Genomic DNA, 18633 nt, shown 5'->3' with positions numbered 1-18633 from the left:
AAATTAAAGGTCGGTTTTTACCGGCCTTTTTTGTAGCTAAGCACTCGGGAATTTGTTAAGTTTTTAGTGTAATTAAAGGACCCTTGTTATGAGTTTAGATTTACCTTTACCTTTGTATAAAAAACTAACTGTCACGTTTCGGGTTGAACCCGGTTGTTTAGGCCCTGATGGGATTGACCATATAGAGAAATTTTGTAAGTTTGCAAAAAAAGAAGTAGCTGAGCTTGATTCTGATTTTGTTCGTTGGGTTATTACTCCTCGCTATGACAAGTCATTGCCTGAAACAGAATACAAAACCAATAATAAGCGCTTAGACTATGACAAAGCAGAAAAATATTTAACCATTTTTGGCAAAGAACTCGATGATTTTGAAGAGCATTTGCAAGACAAGTTGTCGATTCTTATTGATGAGTTTCATGGCAGGTAACTTAACCATCTATCAACACGTGTTTGTTATGGAACACCATATCTATTAATTATTTAATCGGCATGGGTATTACTTTCCCCTCATTGTGCAAATAAAAAGGATTCATGTGTTTGCAGGTGACTCAAGATATTTTACGGGATATCGTCATTCGTTAATCGAGTGTTTTTTATGTATTTTTTAGGGGTAGTCCAGCTGTATGCGTATCCAGAATAAACTTTTTGCGATATTTTTTGTGACTAGTGCGGTGTTAGTTGCTGCGCAAGTATTGGTCATGCAATGGAGTATTGGAAAGGGGATGATCGATTATGTAAATAAAAAGGAGTTGGATGCGCTTGATAGTTTAGTTTTCGCTTTACAAGATTTATATGACGAAGATAAAGAATGGGAGCACATAAAAGGACGTAATCGTTTTTTTAAAAATATTGTTGACCAACATATTCAAGTAGATGAAGCCCCTTTTTCTTTGGGAAGGCCTGATATACCGAGGTCTCAAGATAGAAGACCTCCAGATATGGGTGCTAGAGGAGGCGGCCCTCGATCTTTTAGGCGTGACTTTGACCGCCCCCCAGAAGGTAGTATCCCCGATGTTACATACGCGATATTAGATAAGAACAAAGAGCTGATTGCTGGTATCTATAGTAAGAAGTCAAAGTTTGGATATCTTGATATTGTTATGAATAAAGAAATTGTAGGGTATTTAGCTGTGTCTCGTCATAACGAATTGACTGCTGGCTACGAACTCAACTTTGTAGAGCAGCAGCAACGATACATACTTCTTATCGCGTTGGGTTTGATTATCATTGCAATACTCGTTGCTTTACCTTTGGCGAATCATTTTGTTAGCCCTATAAAAACGCTTACCTCGGCAATGAGTACATTAACATCTGGGCAATACGATCAGCGTATTAACCTGAAGCGTAAGGATGAATTTGCACAGTTAACTAGAGACTTTAACGATCTTGCCGCGACTCTTGAGCAAAACGAGCAAGCACGTAAACGTTGGCTGGCAGATATTTCTCATGAGCTACGTACACCTGTTGCTGTGCTTAAAGGCGAGATGGAATCAATGGTTGATGGCGTAAGGCCTTTATCTATGGAGCGGATTCAATCATCTCTTGAAGAGGTGAATCAGCTAGAGCAGTTGCTTAATGACCTTCATGAACTTACTAGAAGTGACCTCGGCACTTTACACTACCGTAAAAATTGGGTGAAATTGACACCATTAATTGAAGAAGTTGTGAATCAGTTTAAAACGATATTGTCTGAGAAAGGCATCCAAGTTGACTTAGCTGTTAGTGCCTCTGTTCTTGATGTCTATGCGGACGTGACTCGCTTGAAACAACTGTTCAGTAACCTGCTAAGCAATGTAGGAAAATATGCTGTTGACGGTGACCTTTTAAAAATAACGATTAGCAATGTGGAGAACACGACTCCAAAAGAAGTGCACATTCTGTTTGAAGATAATGGGCAAGGGGTAACAGATTCAGATTTACCACAACTATTTGAACACCTATTTAGAGTAGAAAACTCAAGAAATAGAGAAACCGGTGGAAGTGGTTTAGGTTTGTCAATCTGTAAAAAAATTGTCGAAGCACATCATGGCAAAGTTAAGGCTTTTTCATCCAAGTTAGGCGGACTAGGCATTCAAATTATTTTACCATTGGAGTAATACAACTCATGGAAACACAACCCCATGTACTTATCGTTGAGGATGAAAAAAAGTTAGCATCCCTTCTAGCAGACTACTTGACTTTATCTAATTTTCAAACGACTTGTTTGCATGATGGCTCTTCTGTGGAGCCTTGGCTAGAAGAAAATGACATAGACGTGATTTTATTGGATCTGATGTTGCCAGGTAAAAGCGGGGTAGACATTTGCAAAGCCATTCGCACTAACAGTCAAGTGCCAATTCTAATGGTCACAGCCAAAGTTGAAGAAGTGGATCGACTAATAGGGTTAGAAATTGGGGCTGATGATTATATTTGTAAGCCCTTTAGCCCTAAAGAGGTCGTTGCTAGAGTAAAGGCTGTGTTAAGGCGAACTAACCCTCACACTGCAAGTGCATTACCTTTTAAGCTTGATAACCACCGCTTAGTGATGTCAATTGGACAACAATCAATCGCATTAACAACTGTTGAATTTGAAATGATGGCATTACTCAGTTCTGAGCCTGGCAGGATATTTTCAAGGGATCAGCTGATGACAACCTGCTATAGCGATCATCGTATCGTCAGCGATAGAACGATTGATAGTCACATTAAAAAGTTAAGAAAGAAAATTGCGGTGATTGGTAACCAAGATTGGATTCAATCGGTTTACGGAGTTGGATATAAGCTTGATATCGAGCGAGTATAAATTTAATAAATAGATTAGATATAATGCCCACGCTACCATAGCCTCTTTAATTTCAGCGATTGTCAATAACTTGTGAATGTAAACAAGAATTCCCTACAAACTTTTTTATGGTGCTAGAAACAAGGCGATACACATCTTATCCAGATTTAAACTTGATAGGCTCAATTGTATTCAAAAGTGAAATTGAGCTCTTGTAGATAGTCACGTTCTCGTTCGATATCGGCACTAAATACAGGTTTGGTTTGCAGCCAGTTCTCAGGAAGACCTAAGGTGATGTTTTGTCCTTTAGCGATAATGCTATAGTCCGGTAAAATATCATCTTGGCGTTTGATGTTTAGTAAAACACCAAGTCTTAGCAACACCATAAGTTTGTGTACATGTTCGTGACCAATAATGGAGAATTCTGGAATTTCAGCAACTCTAATTTTTTTACGATGAAACCTAACCAGCGTTGCTAATAAGCTTTGTTGCTCTTGTCCAAAACCTGGTAGTTCTATGTTTTGTAAAATGTAGGCGGAATGTCGCTGAATACCCCGCGTGTTGATTTGCAATCCGACCTCATGAAGTAACGCTGACCATTCAAGTAAGCTTTTTAGTTCTTTGCTTTCAATTTTCCACGTTTTTTTACTTTGCTGATATAAGTTCATCGTTGTAGCGAGCACACGTTTAGCGTGATCTACGTCTACATCGTAACGTGTCGCTAAGCTTTGTGCACTGCGCTCACGGATGTCAAGTTGTTGTAGGTTGTCTTCCATTTCATAGAGTACACCTTCTCTTAAAGCAGCGGTTGAAAACTCCATTGCATCAATCTTCAAGCTGTTAAAGATACCTATTAAAATAGATAAGCCTGCTGCTAAAACAGGTTGCCTATCAATTGAAAGCCCGTCTAGCTTTAAATTATCGCTGTTTCCTGCTTTGCAACATAGTTCCATTAATATGTATAAATCTTCTTTAGATACAGTATTTTCAGCTCTAGTACCTTCTAACTTTGATGCTAGTTCGATGATCACTTTAATCGTGCCTGATGTGCCTATGCAGGTTTTCCAACCTATATGTCGATATTGTTTATCGATCATTTCTAGCTCTTGCTGAGCACTGGTGATGGCTTTTTCAAAGTTCTTAGGTTTTAGCTCGCCATGTTTAAAGTAGCGATTGGTGTAACTAACACAACCCATTTGTAAACTACGTAGAATGTTAGGTTCAAATGCCTCGCCAATAATGAACTCAGTTGAGCCGCCGCCTATGTCGACAATTAAACGTTGCCCTTGTTGATGGTTGGTATGGGCCACCCCTTGGTAAATTAATCTTGCTTCTTCAACCCCTGATATGACTTCAATAGGAAACGGAAATACAGCTTTAGCAGCCTTTAAAAAGTCTTTGGCATTATTGGCTTTTCTCAACGTATAGGTTGCTACCACTCGAACCTTGTCTGGCTCGAATCCTTGTAGACTTTCTGCGATTACCTCTAGCGTACTCAGCCCTCTTTGTATGGCTTCATCAGATAAAGTGCCATCTTTACCGAGGCCATCAGCTAAGCGGACTTTTTGCTTAACTTTATGAAGAATTTGAACTGAGCCTGCAACAATACGAGCCACAACCAAATGAAAGCTATTTGAGCCTATGTCTAATGCGGCTACTTTGCTGCTGTCACGAACTTCTACACTGTCGAAAGCTGAATTTACGTTAGGCATTGTCACCCTTTTCAATGTTTTTTAAGAATTTATATGTTTCTATTTGTGAGCGTAGTTTTTTGCGATTACCACGGGCTACATAAGGGTTAGTCTGTTTTTCATTTATTATCCGTGCTTTTAATGTATCTTTGAGTTGTAAGTTTAGAATATTCATAATCTTAGATTTCAAATCTGGGTCGTAAATAGGGCAACCCACTTCAATCCTAAAGTCCATGTTACGAGTCATCCAATCTGCCGAAGAGATAAACATTTTAGGATCTCCACCATTTTCAAACAACATCACTCTTGGATGTTCTAAAAAACGATCTACTACACTTATAATACTTATATTTTCACTCACACCTTTAATGCCAGGCACTAATGAACACATGCCCCTGATAATGGCTTTAATTTTTACACCAGCTTGGCTGGCTTTATACAAATCATCAATCAATAATCTATCATCTAAATTATTAATCTTGAGGATTATCCCCGATTTTAGCCCTTCATTCGCATTTTGAATTTCTTGACGCACTAACAATTGAATTTTTGTTCGAGCGTTGAGGGGAGACACTTGTAAATGCTGAAATTTTTGTCTTCTATATGGCTGTTCAATAAAGGTAAATACCGCTCTAGCTTCATTTGCTAACTCTTGATTACGAGTGAATAAACTAAAATCAGTATAGATTTTTGCCGTCTTTTCGTTGAAGTTGCCGGTACCAAAGTGAGTGTAATTCACTAACTCACCTTTTTCTTCGCGAGTAACCACACACAATTTACTATGAATTTTAAGTGATGGCACCCCAAATACCACCTTAACACCCGAATCTGTAAGGGTCTTCGCCCATTCAATGTTGTTTTCTTCATCGAATCGAGCACGCAGTTCAATCACTACCGTAACTTTCTTGCCGTTATCTACCGCATCGATTAAGGAACTAATCACTCGTGATTTACTTGCTACTCTATAAATATTTAAGCGTATGTGTTTCACATTTGGATCAAAAGCAGCTTGTCTTAAAAACTCAGTCACATGTAGAAAGCGATAGTATGGGTAGTAAAGTAGGATGTCTTTGGCTGTAATAGCATCAAAAACAGTATCATACTCAGAAAAATCTTTAGAAGTTAGTGCTGGTAATTTGGGGTTTTCGAGGTAGTCTCGGCCAATATTTGGAAAACTAATAAAGTCTTTAAAGTTACGATAAGCTCCACTGGGAATTAAACTATCGTAAGAGGATATTTTGAGTCGTTTTTTTAAATCTTTAAGCATTTCCATCGGCATTCTAGCATCATGTACTACTCGGACAGGTTCAGCTATGAGTCTTTGTTTCATGCTATCTGACATTTTATCAACATAGCTCTCATCAATTTCATCGTTGATTGAGTATTCAGAATCTCGAGTCATTTTAAATGAATAGGCTTCTAGGTGGTCAAACTCAATAAACCCTTTAAATATACTTTCTAAATTTAAACGAATGATGTCATCTAATAAAATGATGTATTTCTTTTTACGACTTTTCTCTGGTGGAATAACCACAAATCGAGACATATTTTGACTTGGAACTTCAATGATAGAATAAGCAATGGCCCTATCATTTTTATGGATGCTGACGTATAAATACGTGGCAGAGTCATTTAAACGAGAAACCAACTTTACTTTTTTGTTCAAAAGAACCGGGGCGATATGACGAAGAATTTTATTTTTAAAGTAATTGGTTAGCCACCCTGTGTGATAGTCATTTAAATCTTCTTCACCCAATAAAAATATATTGTATCTGGCTAATCCTTTTACTATATCTAGATGAACTCGGTCAAAGTCTTCCGTCATTCCTAGTACTTTCTCTTGAATCCCTTCCATCAACTCCTTAGTTTGATCTGCTTGTTCAGATTCATCTTCGTTCATGTGAATAAAAATTTTACGCTTTACATCAGCTACCCGAACTCGGTAAAACTCATCCATGTTGTTTGAGTAAATCCCAAGAAAGCGGATACGCTCAATAATTGGATTAGTTTTGTCTGCAGCTTCTTGAAGAACTCGTTGATTGAAAGCTAACCAACTTAACTCGCGGGGATAATAATTATTTTTATTGTCGGGCATCTTAATTCTTATTGATTATTTTATTGTCGTCATCGTCTAATGAGATTGTGACAATTAGATGACAATTATCGTTAAATTTTATTCAATCTCTATATCTACCGTTAAATCATTGGCAACAGCTTCTAAGGTTTCCCGAAAACTGTCTAAATCAAAATTTTCTGCGATTGTAACGGTCGCTTGAGCTTTGAAAAGCAAACCTCCCCAATTTGGCGCGCTTTCTAAGTTTGAGTCGAACTTTATGATGTTTAAATTAAACTGACTCAGAACCTGAGTTAGCTCCTGAACAATACCAGCTTTATCGTTCCCCATAATTTCAATTTTAGCTGTTTTTAGCTGGGTGGTTGACTCTACTTCTCCAGCCAATAAGTGGATCTTTAGATCGGGATGTTGTGAAAAACGCTCAATTAAAATTAAGTGTTTATCTTGAGGTAAATTAACCTCAACAAATCCAGCAAAATGTCCAGCCATATGAGAAAAGTTACTTCCTAACCAATTCCCCCCCATTTCAAACACTGTTTTTGCTAAGTCGCTTATTAAGCCGGGTTTATCTTGCCCAACTAAAGTAAATATCATCGGTTTCATAAAACTGTCACATATCTGTAATAAAGTGCTGGCGATAGAGTAACACGCTCTGTAATTTACCTTAATTAATATCAGATATTAGTGGGTAAATGAAATAAAAGCGAAAATAGTATCGGTCAAATTGAGTGGGTGTTTTAAAGTTTAATGTCACCCAAATGTCACATTCAATTGCTATTTTGTTTGTGGTTTCATGATAAATGTAAATTCTTTGGTTTGCCTAGATTGTTTATCATTAATGATGTTTTAAATTGAAGAGAAATGTTATGCCTATGAATTCATTTTTAGGGGTGTTCGCTAAGTCACCTCTTAAGCCCCTTGAAGATCATATCAATCTTGTATACAAATGTGGTCAAGGGTTATTGCCTTTTTTTGAAGCGGTATATGCTGAAGATTGGAAGGAAGCGCAAGATACTCAGCAGATTATCTCCAAGCTAGAGAAAGATGCGGATGTTATTAAACGAGAACTTCGTGTGAGTCTTCCAACCGGAATATTCATGCCTATTCAAAGACAGGATGTTCTCGATCTTCTTACTCAACAAGATAAAATTGCTAATAAGGCAAAAGATATATCGGGTCGTGTTTTAGGTCGTCAATTGACGATCCCTCAAGCGCTTCGCAGTAGCTTTATGGATTATCTTAAGCGCTGTCTAGATGCGACAGATCAAGCTAAAAAAGTTATCAATGAGTTAGACGACTTGTTAGAGACTGGTTTTAAAGGTCGTGAACTACGTTTAGTTGAAGATATGATTGAGCGCTTAGACGCTATAGAAGATGACACCGATACCTTACAAGTTAGTCTGCGTAGAAATTTATTAGCATTGGAAAAGGATCTAAATCCAGTGGATGTAATGTTTTTGTATAGCATTATTGAATGGGTCGGCGAGTTGGCTGATATTTCCGAACGAGTCGGTTCTCGCCTCGAATTGATGTTAGCTAATTAAGAGATTTTGACAATGGATATAATTACTAGTTACGGTTTTATTTTGATCGTAGTTGCCGCTGCGGTTGGTTTTTTAATGGCTTGGGGTATTGGGGCTAACGATGTTGCTAATGCGATGGGAACGTCAGTCGGTTCGAAAGCATTAACGATTAAACAAGCTATTTTTATTGCAATGATTTTTGAGTTTGCTGGTGCTTATTTGGCTGGTGGTGAAGTAACCTCTACTATTCGCAAAGGTATTATTGATTCAGCTTACTTTATTGATACACCAGAGTTATTGGTGTTTGGTATGATTTCAGCTCTATTGGCAGCGGGAATTTGGCTAGCTTTTGCTTCTTATTTGGGGTGGCCTGTATCAACAACTCACTCTATTGTGGGGGCCATTGTTGGTTTTGCTGCTGTAGGTGTGAGTGCCGATGCAGTAGAGTGGGGTAAAGTTGGAGGTATCGTTGGGAGTTGGATTATAACGCCTGCTATTTCGGGTTTTATTGCATATCTAATTTTTCAGTCGGCACAAAAGTTAATTTTTGATACCGATAATCCTTTTGCAAACGCTAAAAAATATGTGCCTTTTTATATGGCTGCAGCCGGCTTTGTTATGGCATTGGTAACTATCAAAAAAGGACTTAAGCATGTTGGATTAGATATTCCTGCTGATCAGGGCTACTTTATGGCTTTAGGCCTCGCTGTTTTGGTTGGTATAGCAGGAAAGCTCTTCATTAACCGTATTAAAATTGACCCTAAAGCTCAGAAAGAAGCGCAGTTTGCTAATGTTGAAAAAGTATTTGCTGTTCTTATGGTCGTTACTGCTTGCTGTATGGCGTTTGCACATGGCTCTAACGATGTCGCGAATGCAATTGGTCCTTTAGCTGCGGTGGTTAGTATTGTGGAAAGTGGGGGTGAGATAGGTAAAAAAGCAGCATTGGTATGGTGGATACTTCCTTTGGGTGGGATTGGTATTGTTGCTGGTCTTGCATTGTTCGGCCACCGAGTGATTAAGACTATTGGTAAAGGGATAACGCATTTGACGCCAAGTAGAGGTTTTGCTGCTGAGTTAGCTGCCGCTACTACGGTTGTTATTGCATCAGGAACTGGATTGCCCATTTCTACTACTCAGACTTTAGTTGGTGCTGTACTAGGTGTTGGCATGGCAAGAGGGATAGCAGCACTTAACCTTGGTGTAGTAAGAAACATTGTGGTTTCTTGGGTGATTACATTGCCGGCCGGCGCAGGTTTATCAATCGTATTCTTCTTCATGATTAAAGGTATTTTTGCGCCTTAGCAATTATATAAGTGATCGGTATTAATACGAATTTATCCAAAGCCAGCTAGTTTATTTAGCTGGCTTTTTTATGTCCAAATGAAATAAATAATTCATATAACATTCATATTAAAGACATAAAAATGTCACACTGTCATATAACTGTAATAAAAACGTCATAATGTATCGCCCAATGAAATAGACACTTTAAATCTACTTTTTGATGGTAAATATTATGCTTATTCGTCCAACATTATTACTTTTTGTTTTGTCCATTATCCCTAGTTGTGTATTGGCAGAGTCTGTGTCAACGGAACCTTCTGGTCTAAAGTTAACGCTTAATGGCCCAATTGAATTAATAACGTCAGACTTGAAATACTCTGCAAAATTGGGGGGAAGATTGCAATGGGATTATAACTATGCCGAATTGAATGGTGAAGCTGACGAAGATGATTTTAGTATTCGTCGTGCAAGGTTATATTTTTCTGGAGAGGTGAATGATTGGTCTTATAAGTTACAATTCAATGTTGGTGACAGCAATGGTGGCACCCCGGAAGACGTTTTTATTCGTTATAATGGTTGGGGTAAAAAAGCAGTTCTTACAGTAGGAAATCAAAAAGAACCCTTTGGTTTTGAATCTTTAACTTCTTCAAAAGACATAACATTTTTAGAGCGTTCAGCGATTACAGAAGCCTATGCAGCAGGGCGTAATGAAGGTATTCAGTTTAGTGGTATTCAAGGAAAGTTTACGTATGCTATCGGTGTGTTTGAAGATGATACTGTTGGTGATGGTTCAGCCATTACTGGTCGTGTTACCTATTCTCCAATACACTCTAAAGAGCAAGTATTACATGTAGGTTTAGCCCATAGCAATCGTGCGGCTGATGTTGATATGACAGGTGTTGAGCTTGCGTATTCACATGGCCCAATTCACCTTCAGTCTGAATTTGTTTCATCAGAAAATGGCATGATAAGTCGAGATGGGTTATACCTGCAAGCTGGTTGGATCATTACTGGCGAATCGCGCCCTTATAAAAATGGTGTGTTTAAACGTGTAAAACCCGGAAGTTCATCTGGGGCATGGGAGGTAGTATTGCGTTTTGAAGATGGTGATGGAGCATATTCTGATGAAGAGCTAGGAAATACTGACGCTACTTCATATGGAATGGGTGTTAATTACTATTTAAGTAAGTTTATTCGTGTAGGTGTATCCTATACAGAGGCACAAGATAATGTAAGTGAAGACGATGGGAGTGAGTTTCGAGCTCGTTTGCAAATCGCACTTTAATCATCAAAGGTTTATTTTCTTAACGTTGCTGTTTTATTGGTGGCTCCTTGTCACCAGCTTTCTTTGTTTTTCAATCCTCAATTTATTTTGGCCTCTCCCCAACATTAAACTTTTGTGACATTAATTTTATGTAACAAAACTGTCATGATCCTTGGTTACTCTGCTCGCGTTTTTTAATTCTAACAATTTTACTCGCATTCGGAGAACACAATGGAATTCAATAATACTTTCAAAGTTAGTGCACTTGTTTTAGCAATGGCGCTGGCTGGCTGTGGTGGCGGTGATATCATTTTAGATGCTAGTGATAATAGTGTTTACACAGATAACAGTGACAACAGCGTAACTGGTGGTCTTGATGGTAGCGGCGACGCCAATGTTTGTGCTTCTTACACTGATGAGTCTGGTGTAACTCAACAGGGAACCGAAGAAGATGATAACTGCCGTTACACTTCTCAGTTTGTTAGCTCTTCAAATCCAATTCTTACAAACATCACTTTTTCAGCGTTAGAAAATGGCGGCGCTCATATTTTCAACGAAAGCTTATATATAGGTCAAAATTACAGTAGCTTAAGTGAAGCTGCAGACGCAGGCATTACAAGTGGTGGTGACGGTGCGAGTTTATTTATTGAAGCGGGTGCAACTCTAGCATTTCAATCAGGTACGGCTGTTGTTATTAATCGTGGCTCACAAATTCGAGCTGAAGGTACCTCAGATGCTCCTATTACTTTTACGTCTGAAACTGACATAGACGGCAATATCACACCAGAAGAGACTGGCGCTTGGGGTGGCATGGTAATAAATGGTTTTGGCTTTACCAACGGCTGTGAATATGAATCTGGTTGGGAGTTTGAGCCGAATTCTGCGTTAGATGAAGGTAGTGCATTAGCGCTGGTTACTGATGCTGACTGTTCAATCGCTGTTGAAGGGTTAATCGGTAATGACGAAACAACTTATGGTGGCGAACTACCTGAAGATAACTCAGGAGAGCTTAGCTATGTAATCGTTAAACATGCAGGTTCAGCACTTTCTCCTGGTAATGAATTAAATGGTATTACTTTTGGTGCGGTAGGCAGTGAGACAACAGTTTCTAATTTAGAGATTTACGCTAACATCGATGATGGAATAGAGTTTTTCGGTGGTGGTGTAGATGTTGAAAACTATGTTGCACTTTATATACAAGACGATTCAATCGATATTGATGATGGCTATTATGGAACTATCACCAACGCTTTAGTTATTCAAGGTGGCGGCATAGATGCAGCTATCGGTACTCGTACTGGTGCTCACTGTGTAGAATCTGATGGTGCTTCAACTCGAAATGAAGATACTGTATTTGATGAAGATTATTTAAGCCGTGGCACTATCACTAACCTAACTTGCATTAGTTCTGCCAAAAATGAAGATACAGCAGGTAATGGTGACCCAGGCGCAGGTATTAACTTCGAAGAAGGTCATATCTTAACCGTAACTAACTCTATCATTACAACTGCCTATGCAGGTGATGATGAAGCTGCAAATGATAACTATTGTTTTCAAGCAGAAGATGACATCGACGCTATTCAATTAGCTGCTGGTTTACTTACGTTCTCTGAAAACATCTTTGCTTGTCCTGACATGGTAGCAGATGATTTAGATCTGGGAACAGTTGACACAACGAGTGCACAGTACACTACTTCTGTTTCTCGTCGTTCAGATGAATCTGCTGGTCCATTCTCTGGAACAGTTGACGCCTTTCTGGATGATACTGGGAATTTAACCTCTGAAGTGACTGTTCGTGCCGATGAAGGGGTAACGACTAATATCCTAGATGGTTTTTACACCATCACTCAAACTGAAATGTTAGTAGACGGCACCTCCGTTAGTTTCGCAGCAGGTTCTACTTTTACTGCTAGTGACTTAGGTTGGACTTACGGTCTTATTGATGGTGCTCGCGGTCAAGCACTTTGGTTTGAAGACGGCCAAACTCCTGGCGATCGTTAGTACCGAAGGCGCTGATTTATTGGCGTAGCCTTTGTGATAGGGCGCTTTACGGCGCCCTTTCTCGTAAATGGCATTGTAACGATTAATTAAGAGTGAACACCGATGACAATCAATAAAACTTTTTCGAAGGCAGGTTTAGCAGCATTCCCGCTATGCTTACTTTCAGCATTAATATCTTCATCAGTTATAGCCCAGACTGAGAATGAATCTGAATTGAACAAGCAAATAGGGCAAGAGATTGAAAGAGTATTAGTAAGAGGTAGATTACAAACTGCTGCTGAGTCCATTGTCGCCGAGCGTATTGAAGCAGACAAAGTAGTAGATATTCTTGGTATAGACCAAATATCGCGGGCTGGTGACTCTAATATTGCCGACGCTTTACGCCGTGTACCTGGTCTAACCTTAGTCGATGGTAAGTTTATTTATATCCGCGGCTTAGGCGAAAGGTATCAAAATGTGACTCTAAATGGAGCGGCAGTACCTTCTCCAGATTTGACTCGCAATGTAATCCCACTAGATATATTTCCAACTTCTATCGTTGCAGACATTGCCGTACAGAAAGGATACTCGGCAGACAAAAGTGCCGTCTTTGGCGGTGGTGCTATTGATATCAGAACGAATTCTATTCCTGATAGTTTCATGGCTTACATTGGTGCGAGTGGCGGTATTAATAACTTATCTGATACCTATTTGGACTACCCCGGTGGAAACGATTTTGGTGAAGAAGATGGGTCTCGTGCATTCCCTTCGATTGTAAGTTCTACCTTAGGTAGTTCTTTTATTGACGATGGTGATTTAGATATTAGCCCAACGGCTATTCAGGCAACTGCAAATAGAAATGGTACTAATATTACCTTCGAAGAAGCAGAGGCTTTAAATAGAGAGTTGGCATTGAGTTTTAACCGAGATCTAGACCTATCTGAAAAAGATAGAGTTGTTCAGGATCTTGGTTTCGAAGTCGGGATTGGCGATACTTACGATATAGGTGGTGAATTTACTATTGGTGGCTTGCTGACTCTTAATTATGATGAGTCAGTGCGTACCCAAGACCGTATTAGTCGCAGACTAGAAGAGCCTGAAGAAGAGTTTACTGAGACCACAAAAAGTACTCAAGATACGAGTGTTACCATTACCGCTGGCATTGCCCTAAAGTGGGGATATGACCATGCAATCGAATCTAAGAATTTCTTTATTCGTAATACAGATGATGAAACCTTTTTGTCTAATGAGTATAACGATACTTCTGGGTATAGCAGTGGTGGTGGCTTCCGTATTTTTGAAGGTATTTTTGAGCAAAGAGAATTACAAATAAATCAAATGTCTGGAAGACATATCTTAGGTGAAGACAGCCGTGATCTAATAGGGTTAGGTAGCACTTTTTTGGATGACTTAGAGCTAACTTGGTTCTTCTCTGATTCAAATGCAACTACTCAAATACCGAATGCTTTTACGTCTGTTGCAACGTTTAGCCGTGATACGGCAACCAATGAGTTTAGTAATGTAAACATCTCTCTTGGTGGAATAGTCAGTAACGGTTTGCAACTTGATAACTTAGATCTTGACGATCAGCTTGAAAGCTCTGGCTTTGAAATGAAACTGCCTCTGTACGCAGGTGATTGGGCGTTTGAGTTGTCTGGTGGTGCCCGAATTGACAAACGAGGACGCATTTCTGATCAATTAACCCTAACTATAGATGGTAGCTCAGTGGTTAATTCGAATGTAACAGATTCAATATCTACACGTTTTTCAGATGAGGCGATTTCAAATCCTGACAATGGTTTTGAATTATCACTAGAAACATCTGAATTTAGTCCTAGTCTCGCTGCAACTAAGGTTGAAGCGATTTTTGGTCAGGTGAATATTGATTGGAATGACGAACTAACAGTGGTGGTTGGCAGTCGTTTTGAGGACTACCGCCAACTAAGTGCTATATTTGATCCACTTGCGGTGTCTAGTCCTATATTACCTAACCTAGATTCAAGTAGTTTTGTTGAAGGTGAGCTAGCAGACGGTGTTTTCCAAGACGATGGCATTTATCCATCAGCTTCTGTAGTTTACAAGATGTATGATTTTTGGGCAGAAACTTTCAAGTTAAATCTCATGTGGAGTGAGAACGTTATTCGTCCTGATATGCGTGAAATCGTTGACACTTCGTTCCGTGATCCTGTGACTGACTTTATCATTTCAGGTAACTCTAGTGTTACGCCATCAGATATTACTAATATTGATTTACGTGCAGAATGGTTCTTCGAATCAGGCAACAATTTTACTGTTAGTGTGTTCCATAAAGATATTGAAAACCCAATTGAGCTATTTTCACAAACAGCAACTGGTAATGAACTGCGAGCAGAAGTATTGAACGCCGGCTCGGCAGAAATTAGTGGTTTAGAAGTAGAGTGGATGGTGAATTTAGAATTTCTTGGTGACATTGGCTCGTTATTTTTTGTACAGGGTAATATTACTAATTTGTTTAGTAATGAAATTGACGCTTCTGGTGTAGAAAGTGATGTAACGAATGCTGTGCGCCCTTTGACACAAGCTTCTGACTTCATCGCAAACGTTATGGTAGGTTTCGACTCAGAAGATGGAAACCATTCTGCCGGACTAGCGTTTAATACATTCTCAGAGCGTTTATATGTTTCTGGTGCAAGTGGTTTTGCAGATTCTTATGAGCAACCTTTTGACTCATTAGATTTCACTTATACTTATTACGTTCAAGAGGACTTATCTGTTAAGTTTAAAGCAAAGAACTTACTTGATGCTAAGAATCAGATTACCCAAAAAGATAATGATGGTATTGATGTCACGCGCTTTGAGCAAGCAGTAGGCCAAGGTTATAGTGTGAGCGTTAAGTACAAGTTCTAACTTTACACTTTTACGTTACGTTACGTTTAAATAAAAAACCTGCACTAAGCAGGTTTTTTTTCAATTACAGCTTGTTTAACTGGCTATCTACTAAGTGCGATTAGATCAGTTATCGAAGTGTCAGTATCAGATTCGAAATTATAATCATATTGCAATAACAGACCTTGAACAGCTACTGTTTCAGAATCTAGTTGTATAGGTTGAAAGCGCGACTTTTTAAGAGCTTTCATTGATGTATGAACAAATTGCTTAGGCCCGCTGTTTTCAACTACGCTAATATTTATTGGTTCACCCTGTTTGTTTAAGTCATAAGCTAGGGTGACATTACCTGAGCGTTTATCAAGTAATTGCGCATTTGGGTAATTTGGTACGACTTGGTCGACGGCAACAATTTGTGTATCCGAAGCGGCTAAATCAGAAGCATTTATGGTGGTAGCATTGATACTCCAAGAAACTGACATAATGGATACTAGCGATAAAAATTTTTTCATACTTCCTCCGGAATTGTTATAAATTACCAAGGAAAATTAAAACGTAGTAACAATGTATTTCCTAGGTATATTCAAAGTATATACATTTGTTGTTTTTCGTCAACTATATTTCGAAAATGTCATAAAACTGTAATATATATCCGGTATAAGATGGGGTTTATGTATATACAAATAACATACATTATATAGCGAGTTCTTTGAAAAACTCCCCTACCTAAAAGCAGTTTGTTCATGACTAAATCAATAGATAAAAAAGCATCAAGTAAGAAAGACCAAGAAAATAAAAAGAATAGTCAGTTGATTATTCGTATTAAAAAAGAAGAGCGGGATGCATTTGTTGAGTTATGTGATGAGCTAGATACCAGTGCGGCCAGAGAGATCCGTATGTTTATTCGTGACTTTTTACGTAAACAGGGTGATTAAGGTTTTGAGTTATAGTTAAGCTTGGAAGGAACAGAGCGACAATTTCCATAAACCAAGCATAATTAAAAGAGCTGGTTTCTCCTTTTACGAAGCTTTAGTGTTCGGTCTTAAAATATGTTGGTAAGTTGACAAGAACTACACGCTTTTTTGTAAAAGCAATGATGCATAATCCCAGTTTATTTTGTATTAAAGAACAGGGCTAACCAAATCTAATAATTCAGCATTAATAAATTGGTTAGGGTTATATATATTTAAGACAGCACTGCTGCTATCTACTTGCTTTACTACTAGTTTGACTTCTGGATAGCCCCTAAGTGTTGAGTGACTCATACCATTTACGCCAATAGGTAAACGTTTTTTATATAAGGTAAACTCGTCGCCTTTTTTAATGCCGTTTTCACTACCCATATTAATTGTAAGTTGCTCTAGTTCTGTATTAATAATTTGTGCAAAGCTGCGCTCGCATTGCAGAAGGTTGGAAACATCAGAAACCGCGGTATTAATAGTGTTTAAAACAACTCGGCCATAGTCACTTCGCCAAAACAAACTGTTATTAGTATCGACACTATAATCACTACTGTAATCCCAGTTTGCTTCACTATGGTAGGTTTCTTTGTAGATGATATTGTGTCTGTAAGCATCGAGTAGATACACGTGAATAGTAAAGTTACGACGCAGTGCCACATCATCTGACAACACCTCTTCTGTTACTTGTTCAAATAAGCTGATGTCGCGAATAAACCCAAAAAGCACAAATTGTCGACCATATTCTCTAGTCATAAAAATTGCTTTCTTGGTGATTTCTTGTAAGTCAATTTTGTCATATGAGTGTACGTCGGTGAAGGCTTTATCTATTAGTAAAACCTTTGGACTATTTTGTTCAACACTGAGTTGTCGCTCAAAGCGTTTACTAATTTGCTTGCCTAGGTCAAAAATACCTCCGTATTTAGCTTGTTGAGGCTTTAAAACTTGAAATTGCGCTACCAACATAGATCGGTTGTAACCATCATGAGCACAATCAAATAAAGGAGTGAAGTTAACTTTTACGTTTACAGTTAACGTGTCATTTGTGACTGTTTCACTTATCACTTCAACTCGTTGGATTTGGCCTTGGGTAGTAATCACCGATTTACTGCTTATCAGTAAACCATCTAACACCATATCTTCGGCCGCGATAAAACTACCATTCTTAAATGATGCATCGGCTACTGCATTTTTAATCGCTTGAATACGAACATCGGTTAAGTCGGCACCCTTAATAGCGATACTGGCTTCACCTTGCTGCCAATTTGCTAAGGTAAATTGGCTGATAGAAAAGCATAAAATGGCAATTAGCGCCTTTGAAAATATAGATAACATTTTTAGCAGAGCCTTATTTGAATACAGTGAATAGCTTGTCTAACACCGAGTCTTCTTGATTCTTATGGAGCTTTCCCTTACCACTGTATTCAATACGAGCATTGCCAACCTTGGAAGAAATGATAGTGTTTGATGCATCAATATCCGTGGTTCGAATTTCTCCGGAAAAGCGCACAAATTCTTCACCTGAGTTGAGAGTGATCCATTTTTCACCTCCTACTATAAGGTTACGGTTCGGCAGGATCTCCATTACGTAAACAGTGATATCGCCATTTAATGAATTAGATTGCTTAGACTCAGATGACGAATCAAAGTCACTACCTTGACTATGCTCAATAGCTATATCACCTTCATTGATATTGATAGGCCCTGCATTCACACTGAGTGGCCCTAAATCAAAATTGCTACTTTTATCTGATGAATAATCGAGTGACTTCTTAGATGTCGTAGACTCACTAAGCTGCACTAAAATCATATCGCCTACGCGATAATTCTTATGGAGCTTGTACAGACTGGAGGCGTTTTCAGAGTGAAATAATGAGCCATTGGGAACATGAATCGAATCAACTTGTTCTGTTCGCACCGGTCGAAATCCTGGTTCATTAGGTTTTATCTCTGCATTTTTTGTTGAAATCGCTCGTTGGCTAACTTCAGGGTTGGTATAGATCTCTTTTACTACTTCTTGCTCTACACTTGGTGTTTGTGTGCAAGCACCTAAAGCTATCATCAAAACTGGCAGAACAACTTGGTTTCTCATATGGCAATTTTACCTTTGTGTTATCTTTCGATAATCACTTAAATTAATTTTAGAATCGCCTCTCACAACCAAATTCTCGGCTCAAACTACTCAAGAAATTTTTGTATTTCAAGTGGATTTCAGGCATCCACATTTCTTCC

General features: G+C 38.6%; 15 protein-coding genes. 9 read left to right on the top strand and 6 right to left on the bottom strand.

Translation table 11 applies throughout. The features are described 5' to 3' along the window. Window positions 1-88 precede the first annotated feature (88 nt). From ABJD71_RS13040 to ABJD71_RS13030, 3 genes are all read left to right on the top strand, one after another. On the top strand, window positions 89-427 hold the full coding sequence (locus tag ABJD71_RS13040) for a hypothetical protein (protein ID WP_348169980.1): 339 nt from the start codon (window positions 89-91) through the stop codon (window positions 425-427). A 196-nt stretch (window positions 428-623) separates the two neighbouring features. Continuing rightward, window positions 624-2096, top strand: coding sequence for an ATP-binding protein (locus ABJD71_RS13035; RefSeq protein ID WP_348169978.1), 1473 nt, complete (start codon window positions 624-626; stop codon window positions 2094-2096). Between the two features lie 8 nt (window positions 2097-2104). Beyond that, window positions 2105-2782: a response regulator gene (locus ABJD71_RS13030; protein WP_348169974.1), complete on the top strand. Its 678-nt coding sequence runs from the start codon at window positions 2105-2107 to the stop codon at window positions 2780-2782. Window positions 2783-2943: 161 nt separating this feature from the next. Here ABJD71_RS13030 and ppx read toward each other — a convergent pair whose 3' ends face one another. The 3 genes from ppx to ABJD71_RS13015 all read right to left on the bottom strand — a co-directional run bounded on the left by ppx (window position 2944) and on the right by ABJD71_RS13015 (window position 7129). Then, window positions 2944-4473 carry an exopolyphosphatase gene (ppx, locus tag ABJD71_RS13025; protein ID WP_348169971.1) on the bottom strand — a complete coding sequence of 510 codons (1530 nt, stop codon included), beginning with the start codon at window positions 4471-4473 and terminating at the stop codon, window positions 2944-2946. Next, on the bottom strand, window positions 4466-6547 hold the full coding sequence (gene ppk1, locus ABJD71_RS13020; protein WP_348169968.1) for a polyphosphate kinase 1: 2082 nt from the start codon (window positions 6545-6547) through the stop codon (window positions 4466-4468). The genes ppx and ppk1 overlap by 8 nt, the downstream gene beginning before the upstream one ends. Before the next feature lie 78 nt (window positions 6548-6625). Next, window positions 6626-7129 carry an ACT domain-containing protein gene (locus tag ABJD71_RS13015; RefSeq protein WP_348169965.1) on the bottom strand — a complete coding sequence of 168 codons (504 nt, stop codon included), beginning with the start codon at window positions 7127-7129 and terminating at the stop codon, window positions 6626-6628. Window positions 7130-7392: 263 nt separating this feature from the next. Between ABJD71_RS13015 and ABJD71_RS13010 the strand changes: the two genes are divergently transcribed. From ABJD71_RS13010 to ABJD71_RS12990, 5 genes are all read left to right on the top strand, one after another. Beyond that, window positions 7393-8070: a TIGR00153 family protein gene (locus tag ABJD71_RS13010; protein ID WP_348169962.1), complete on the top strand. Its 678-nt coding sequence runs from the start codon at window positions 7393-7395 to the stop codon at window positions 8068-8070. A 12-nt stretch (window positions 8071-8082) separates the two neighbouring features. Beyond that, complete coding sequence (locus ABJD71_RS13005) at window positions 8083-9351, top strand: inorganic phosphate transporter (protein WP_348169959.1); 1269 nt, start codon at window positions 8083-8085, stop codon at window positions 9349-9351. Window positions 9352-9565: 214 nt separating this feature from the next. Beyond that, window positions 9566-10618, top strand: a complete 1053-nt coding sequence (locus tag ABJD71_RS13000) for a porin (protein ID WP_348169956.1) — start codon at window positions 9566-9568, stop codon at window positions 10616-10618. Between the two features lie 210 nt (window positions 10619-10828). After that, window positions 10829-12598 carry a hypothetical protein gene (locus tag ABJD71_RS12995; protein WP_348169953.1) on the top strand — a complete coding sequence of 590 codons (1770 nt, stop codon included), beginning with the start codon at window positions 10829-10831 and terminating at the stop codon, window positions 12596-12598. A gap of 102 nt (window positions 12599-12700) precedes the next feature. After that, window positions 12701-15463, top strand: a complete 2763-nt coding sequence (locus tag ABJD71_RS12990) for a TonB-dependent receptor (RefSeq protein ID WP_348169950.1) — start codon at window positions 12701-12703, stop codon at window positions 15461-15463. A gap of 83 nt (window positions 15464-15546) precedes the next feature. On the opposite strand, the gene ABJD71_RS12985 is transcribed toward ABJD71_RS12990, so the two are convergent. Then, entirely contained in the window at window positions 15547-15954 is a 408-nt protein-coding gene (locus ABJD71_RS12985; RefSeq protein WP_348169947.1) for an energy transducer TonB, read from the bottom strand. A 231-nt stretch (window positions 15955-16185) separates the two neighbouring features. Here ABJD71_RS12985 and ABJD71_RS12980 point away from each other — a divergent pair, with 231 nt between their 5' ends. Further along, window positions 16186-16377 carry a hypothetical protein gene (locus tag ABJD71_RS12980; RefSeq protein ID WP_348169944.1) on the top strand — a complete coding sequence of 64 codons (192 nt, stop codon included), beginning with the start codon at window positions 16186-16188 and terminating at the stop codon, window positions 16375-16377. 186 nt (window positions 16378-16563) lie between these two features. Here the strand turns inward: ABJD71_RS12980 and ABJD71_RS12975 are convergent, their stop codons facing one another. Together ABJD71_RS12975 and ABJD71_RS12970 are read right to left on the bottom strand one after the other, a co-directional pair. Further along, window positions 16564-17736: a flagellar assembly protein T N-terminal domain-containing protein gene (locus ABJD71_RS12975; protein WP_348169941.1), complete on the bottom strand. Its 1173-nt coding sequence runs from the start codon at window positions 17734-17736 to the stop codon at window positions 16564-16566. A gap of 13 nt (window positions 17737-17749) precedes the next feature. Further along, window positions 17750-18493 carry a flagellar basal body L-ring protein FlgH gene (locus ABJD71_RS12970; RefSeq protein WP_348169938.1) on the bottom strand — a complete coding sequence of 248 codons (744 nt, stop codon included), beginning with the start codon at window positions 18491-18493 and terminating at the stop codon, window positions 17750-17752. Window positions 18494-18633 lie beyond the last annotated feature (140 nt).

Source organism: Paraglaciecola sp. (assembly GCF_039943935.1).
Lineage (GTDB): Bacteria > Pseudomonadota > Gammaproteobacteria > Enterobacterales > Alteromonadaceae > Paraglaciecola.
This window is presented reverse-complemented; position numbering and strand designations above follow the sequence as displayed.

What these genes read in the sequence shown, in the direction of transcription:
- ABJD71_RS13035 (WP_348169978.1), top strand. Translation starts at nt 624, where the DNA reads ATGCGTATCCAGAATAAACTTTTTGCGATATTTTTTGTGACTAGTGCG.
- ABJD71_RS12995 (WP_348169953.1), top strand. Translation starts at nt 10,829, where the DNA reads ATGGAATTCAATAATACTTTCAAAGTTAGTGCACTTGTTTTAGCAATG.
- ppx (WP_348169971.1), bottom strand. Translation starts at nt 4,473, where the DNA reads ATGCCTAACGTAAATTCAGCTTTCGACAGTGTAGAAGTTCGTGACAGC.
- ABJD71_RS12990 (WP_348169950.1), top strand. Translation starts at nt 12,701, where the DNA reads ATGACAATCAATAAAACTTTTTCGAAGGCAGGTTTAGCAGCATTCCCG.
- ABJD71_RS12980 (WP_348169944.1), top strand. Translation starts at nt 16,186, where the DNA reads ATGACTAAATCAATAGATAAAAAAGCATCAAGTAAGAAAGACCAAGAA.
- ppk1 (WP_348169968.1), bottom strand. Translation starts at nt 6,547, where the DNA reads ATGCCCGACAATAAAAATAATTATTATCCCCGCGAGTTAAGTTGGTTA.
- ABJD71_RS13015 (WP_348169965.1), bottom strand. Translation starts at nt 7,129, where the DNA reads ATGAAACCGATGATATTTACTTTAGTTGGGCAAGATAAACCCGGCTTA.
- ABJD71_RS13005 (WP_348169959.1), top strand. Translation starts at nt 8,083, where the DNA reads ATGGATATAATTACTAGTTACGGTTTTATTTTGATCGTAGTTGCCGCT.
- ABJD71_RS13010 (WP_348169962.1), top strand. Translation starts at nt 7,393, where the DNA reads ATGCCTATGAATTCATTTTTAGGGGTGTTCGCTAAGTCACCTCTTAAG.
- ABJD71_RS12970 (WP_348169938.1), bottom strand. Translation starts at nt 18,493, where the DNA reads ATGAGAAACCAAGTTGTTCTGCCAGTTTTGATGATAGCTTTAGGTGCT.
- ABJD71_RS13030 (WP_348169974.1), top strand. Translation starts at nt 2,105, where the DNA reads ATGGAAACACAACCCCATGTACTTATCGTTGAGGATGAAAAAAAGTTA.
- ABJD71_RS13040 (WP_348169980.1), top strand. Translation starts at nt 89, where the DNA reads ATGAGTTTAGATTTACCTTTACCTTTGTATAAAAAACTAACTGTCACG.
- ABJD71_RS12985 (WP_348169947.1), bottom strand. Translation starts at nt 15,954, where the DNA reads ATGAAAAAATTTTTATCGCTAGTATCCATTATGTCAGTTTCTTGGAGT.
- ABJD71_RS12975 (WP_348169941.1), bottom strand. Translation starts at nt 17,736, where the DNA reads ATGTTATCTATATTTTCAAAGGCGCTAATTGCCATTTTATGCTTTTCT.
- ABJD71_RS13000 (WP_348169956.1), top strand. Translation starts at nt 9,566, where the DNA reads ATGCTTATTCGTCCAACATTATTACTTTTTGTTTTGTCCATTATCCCT.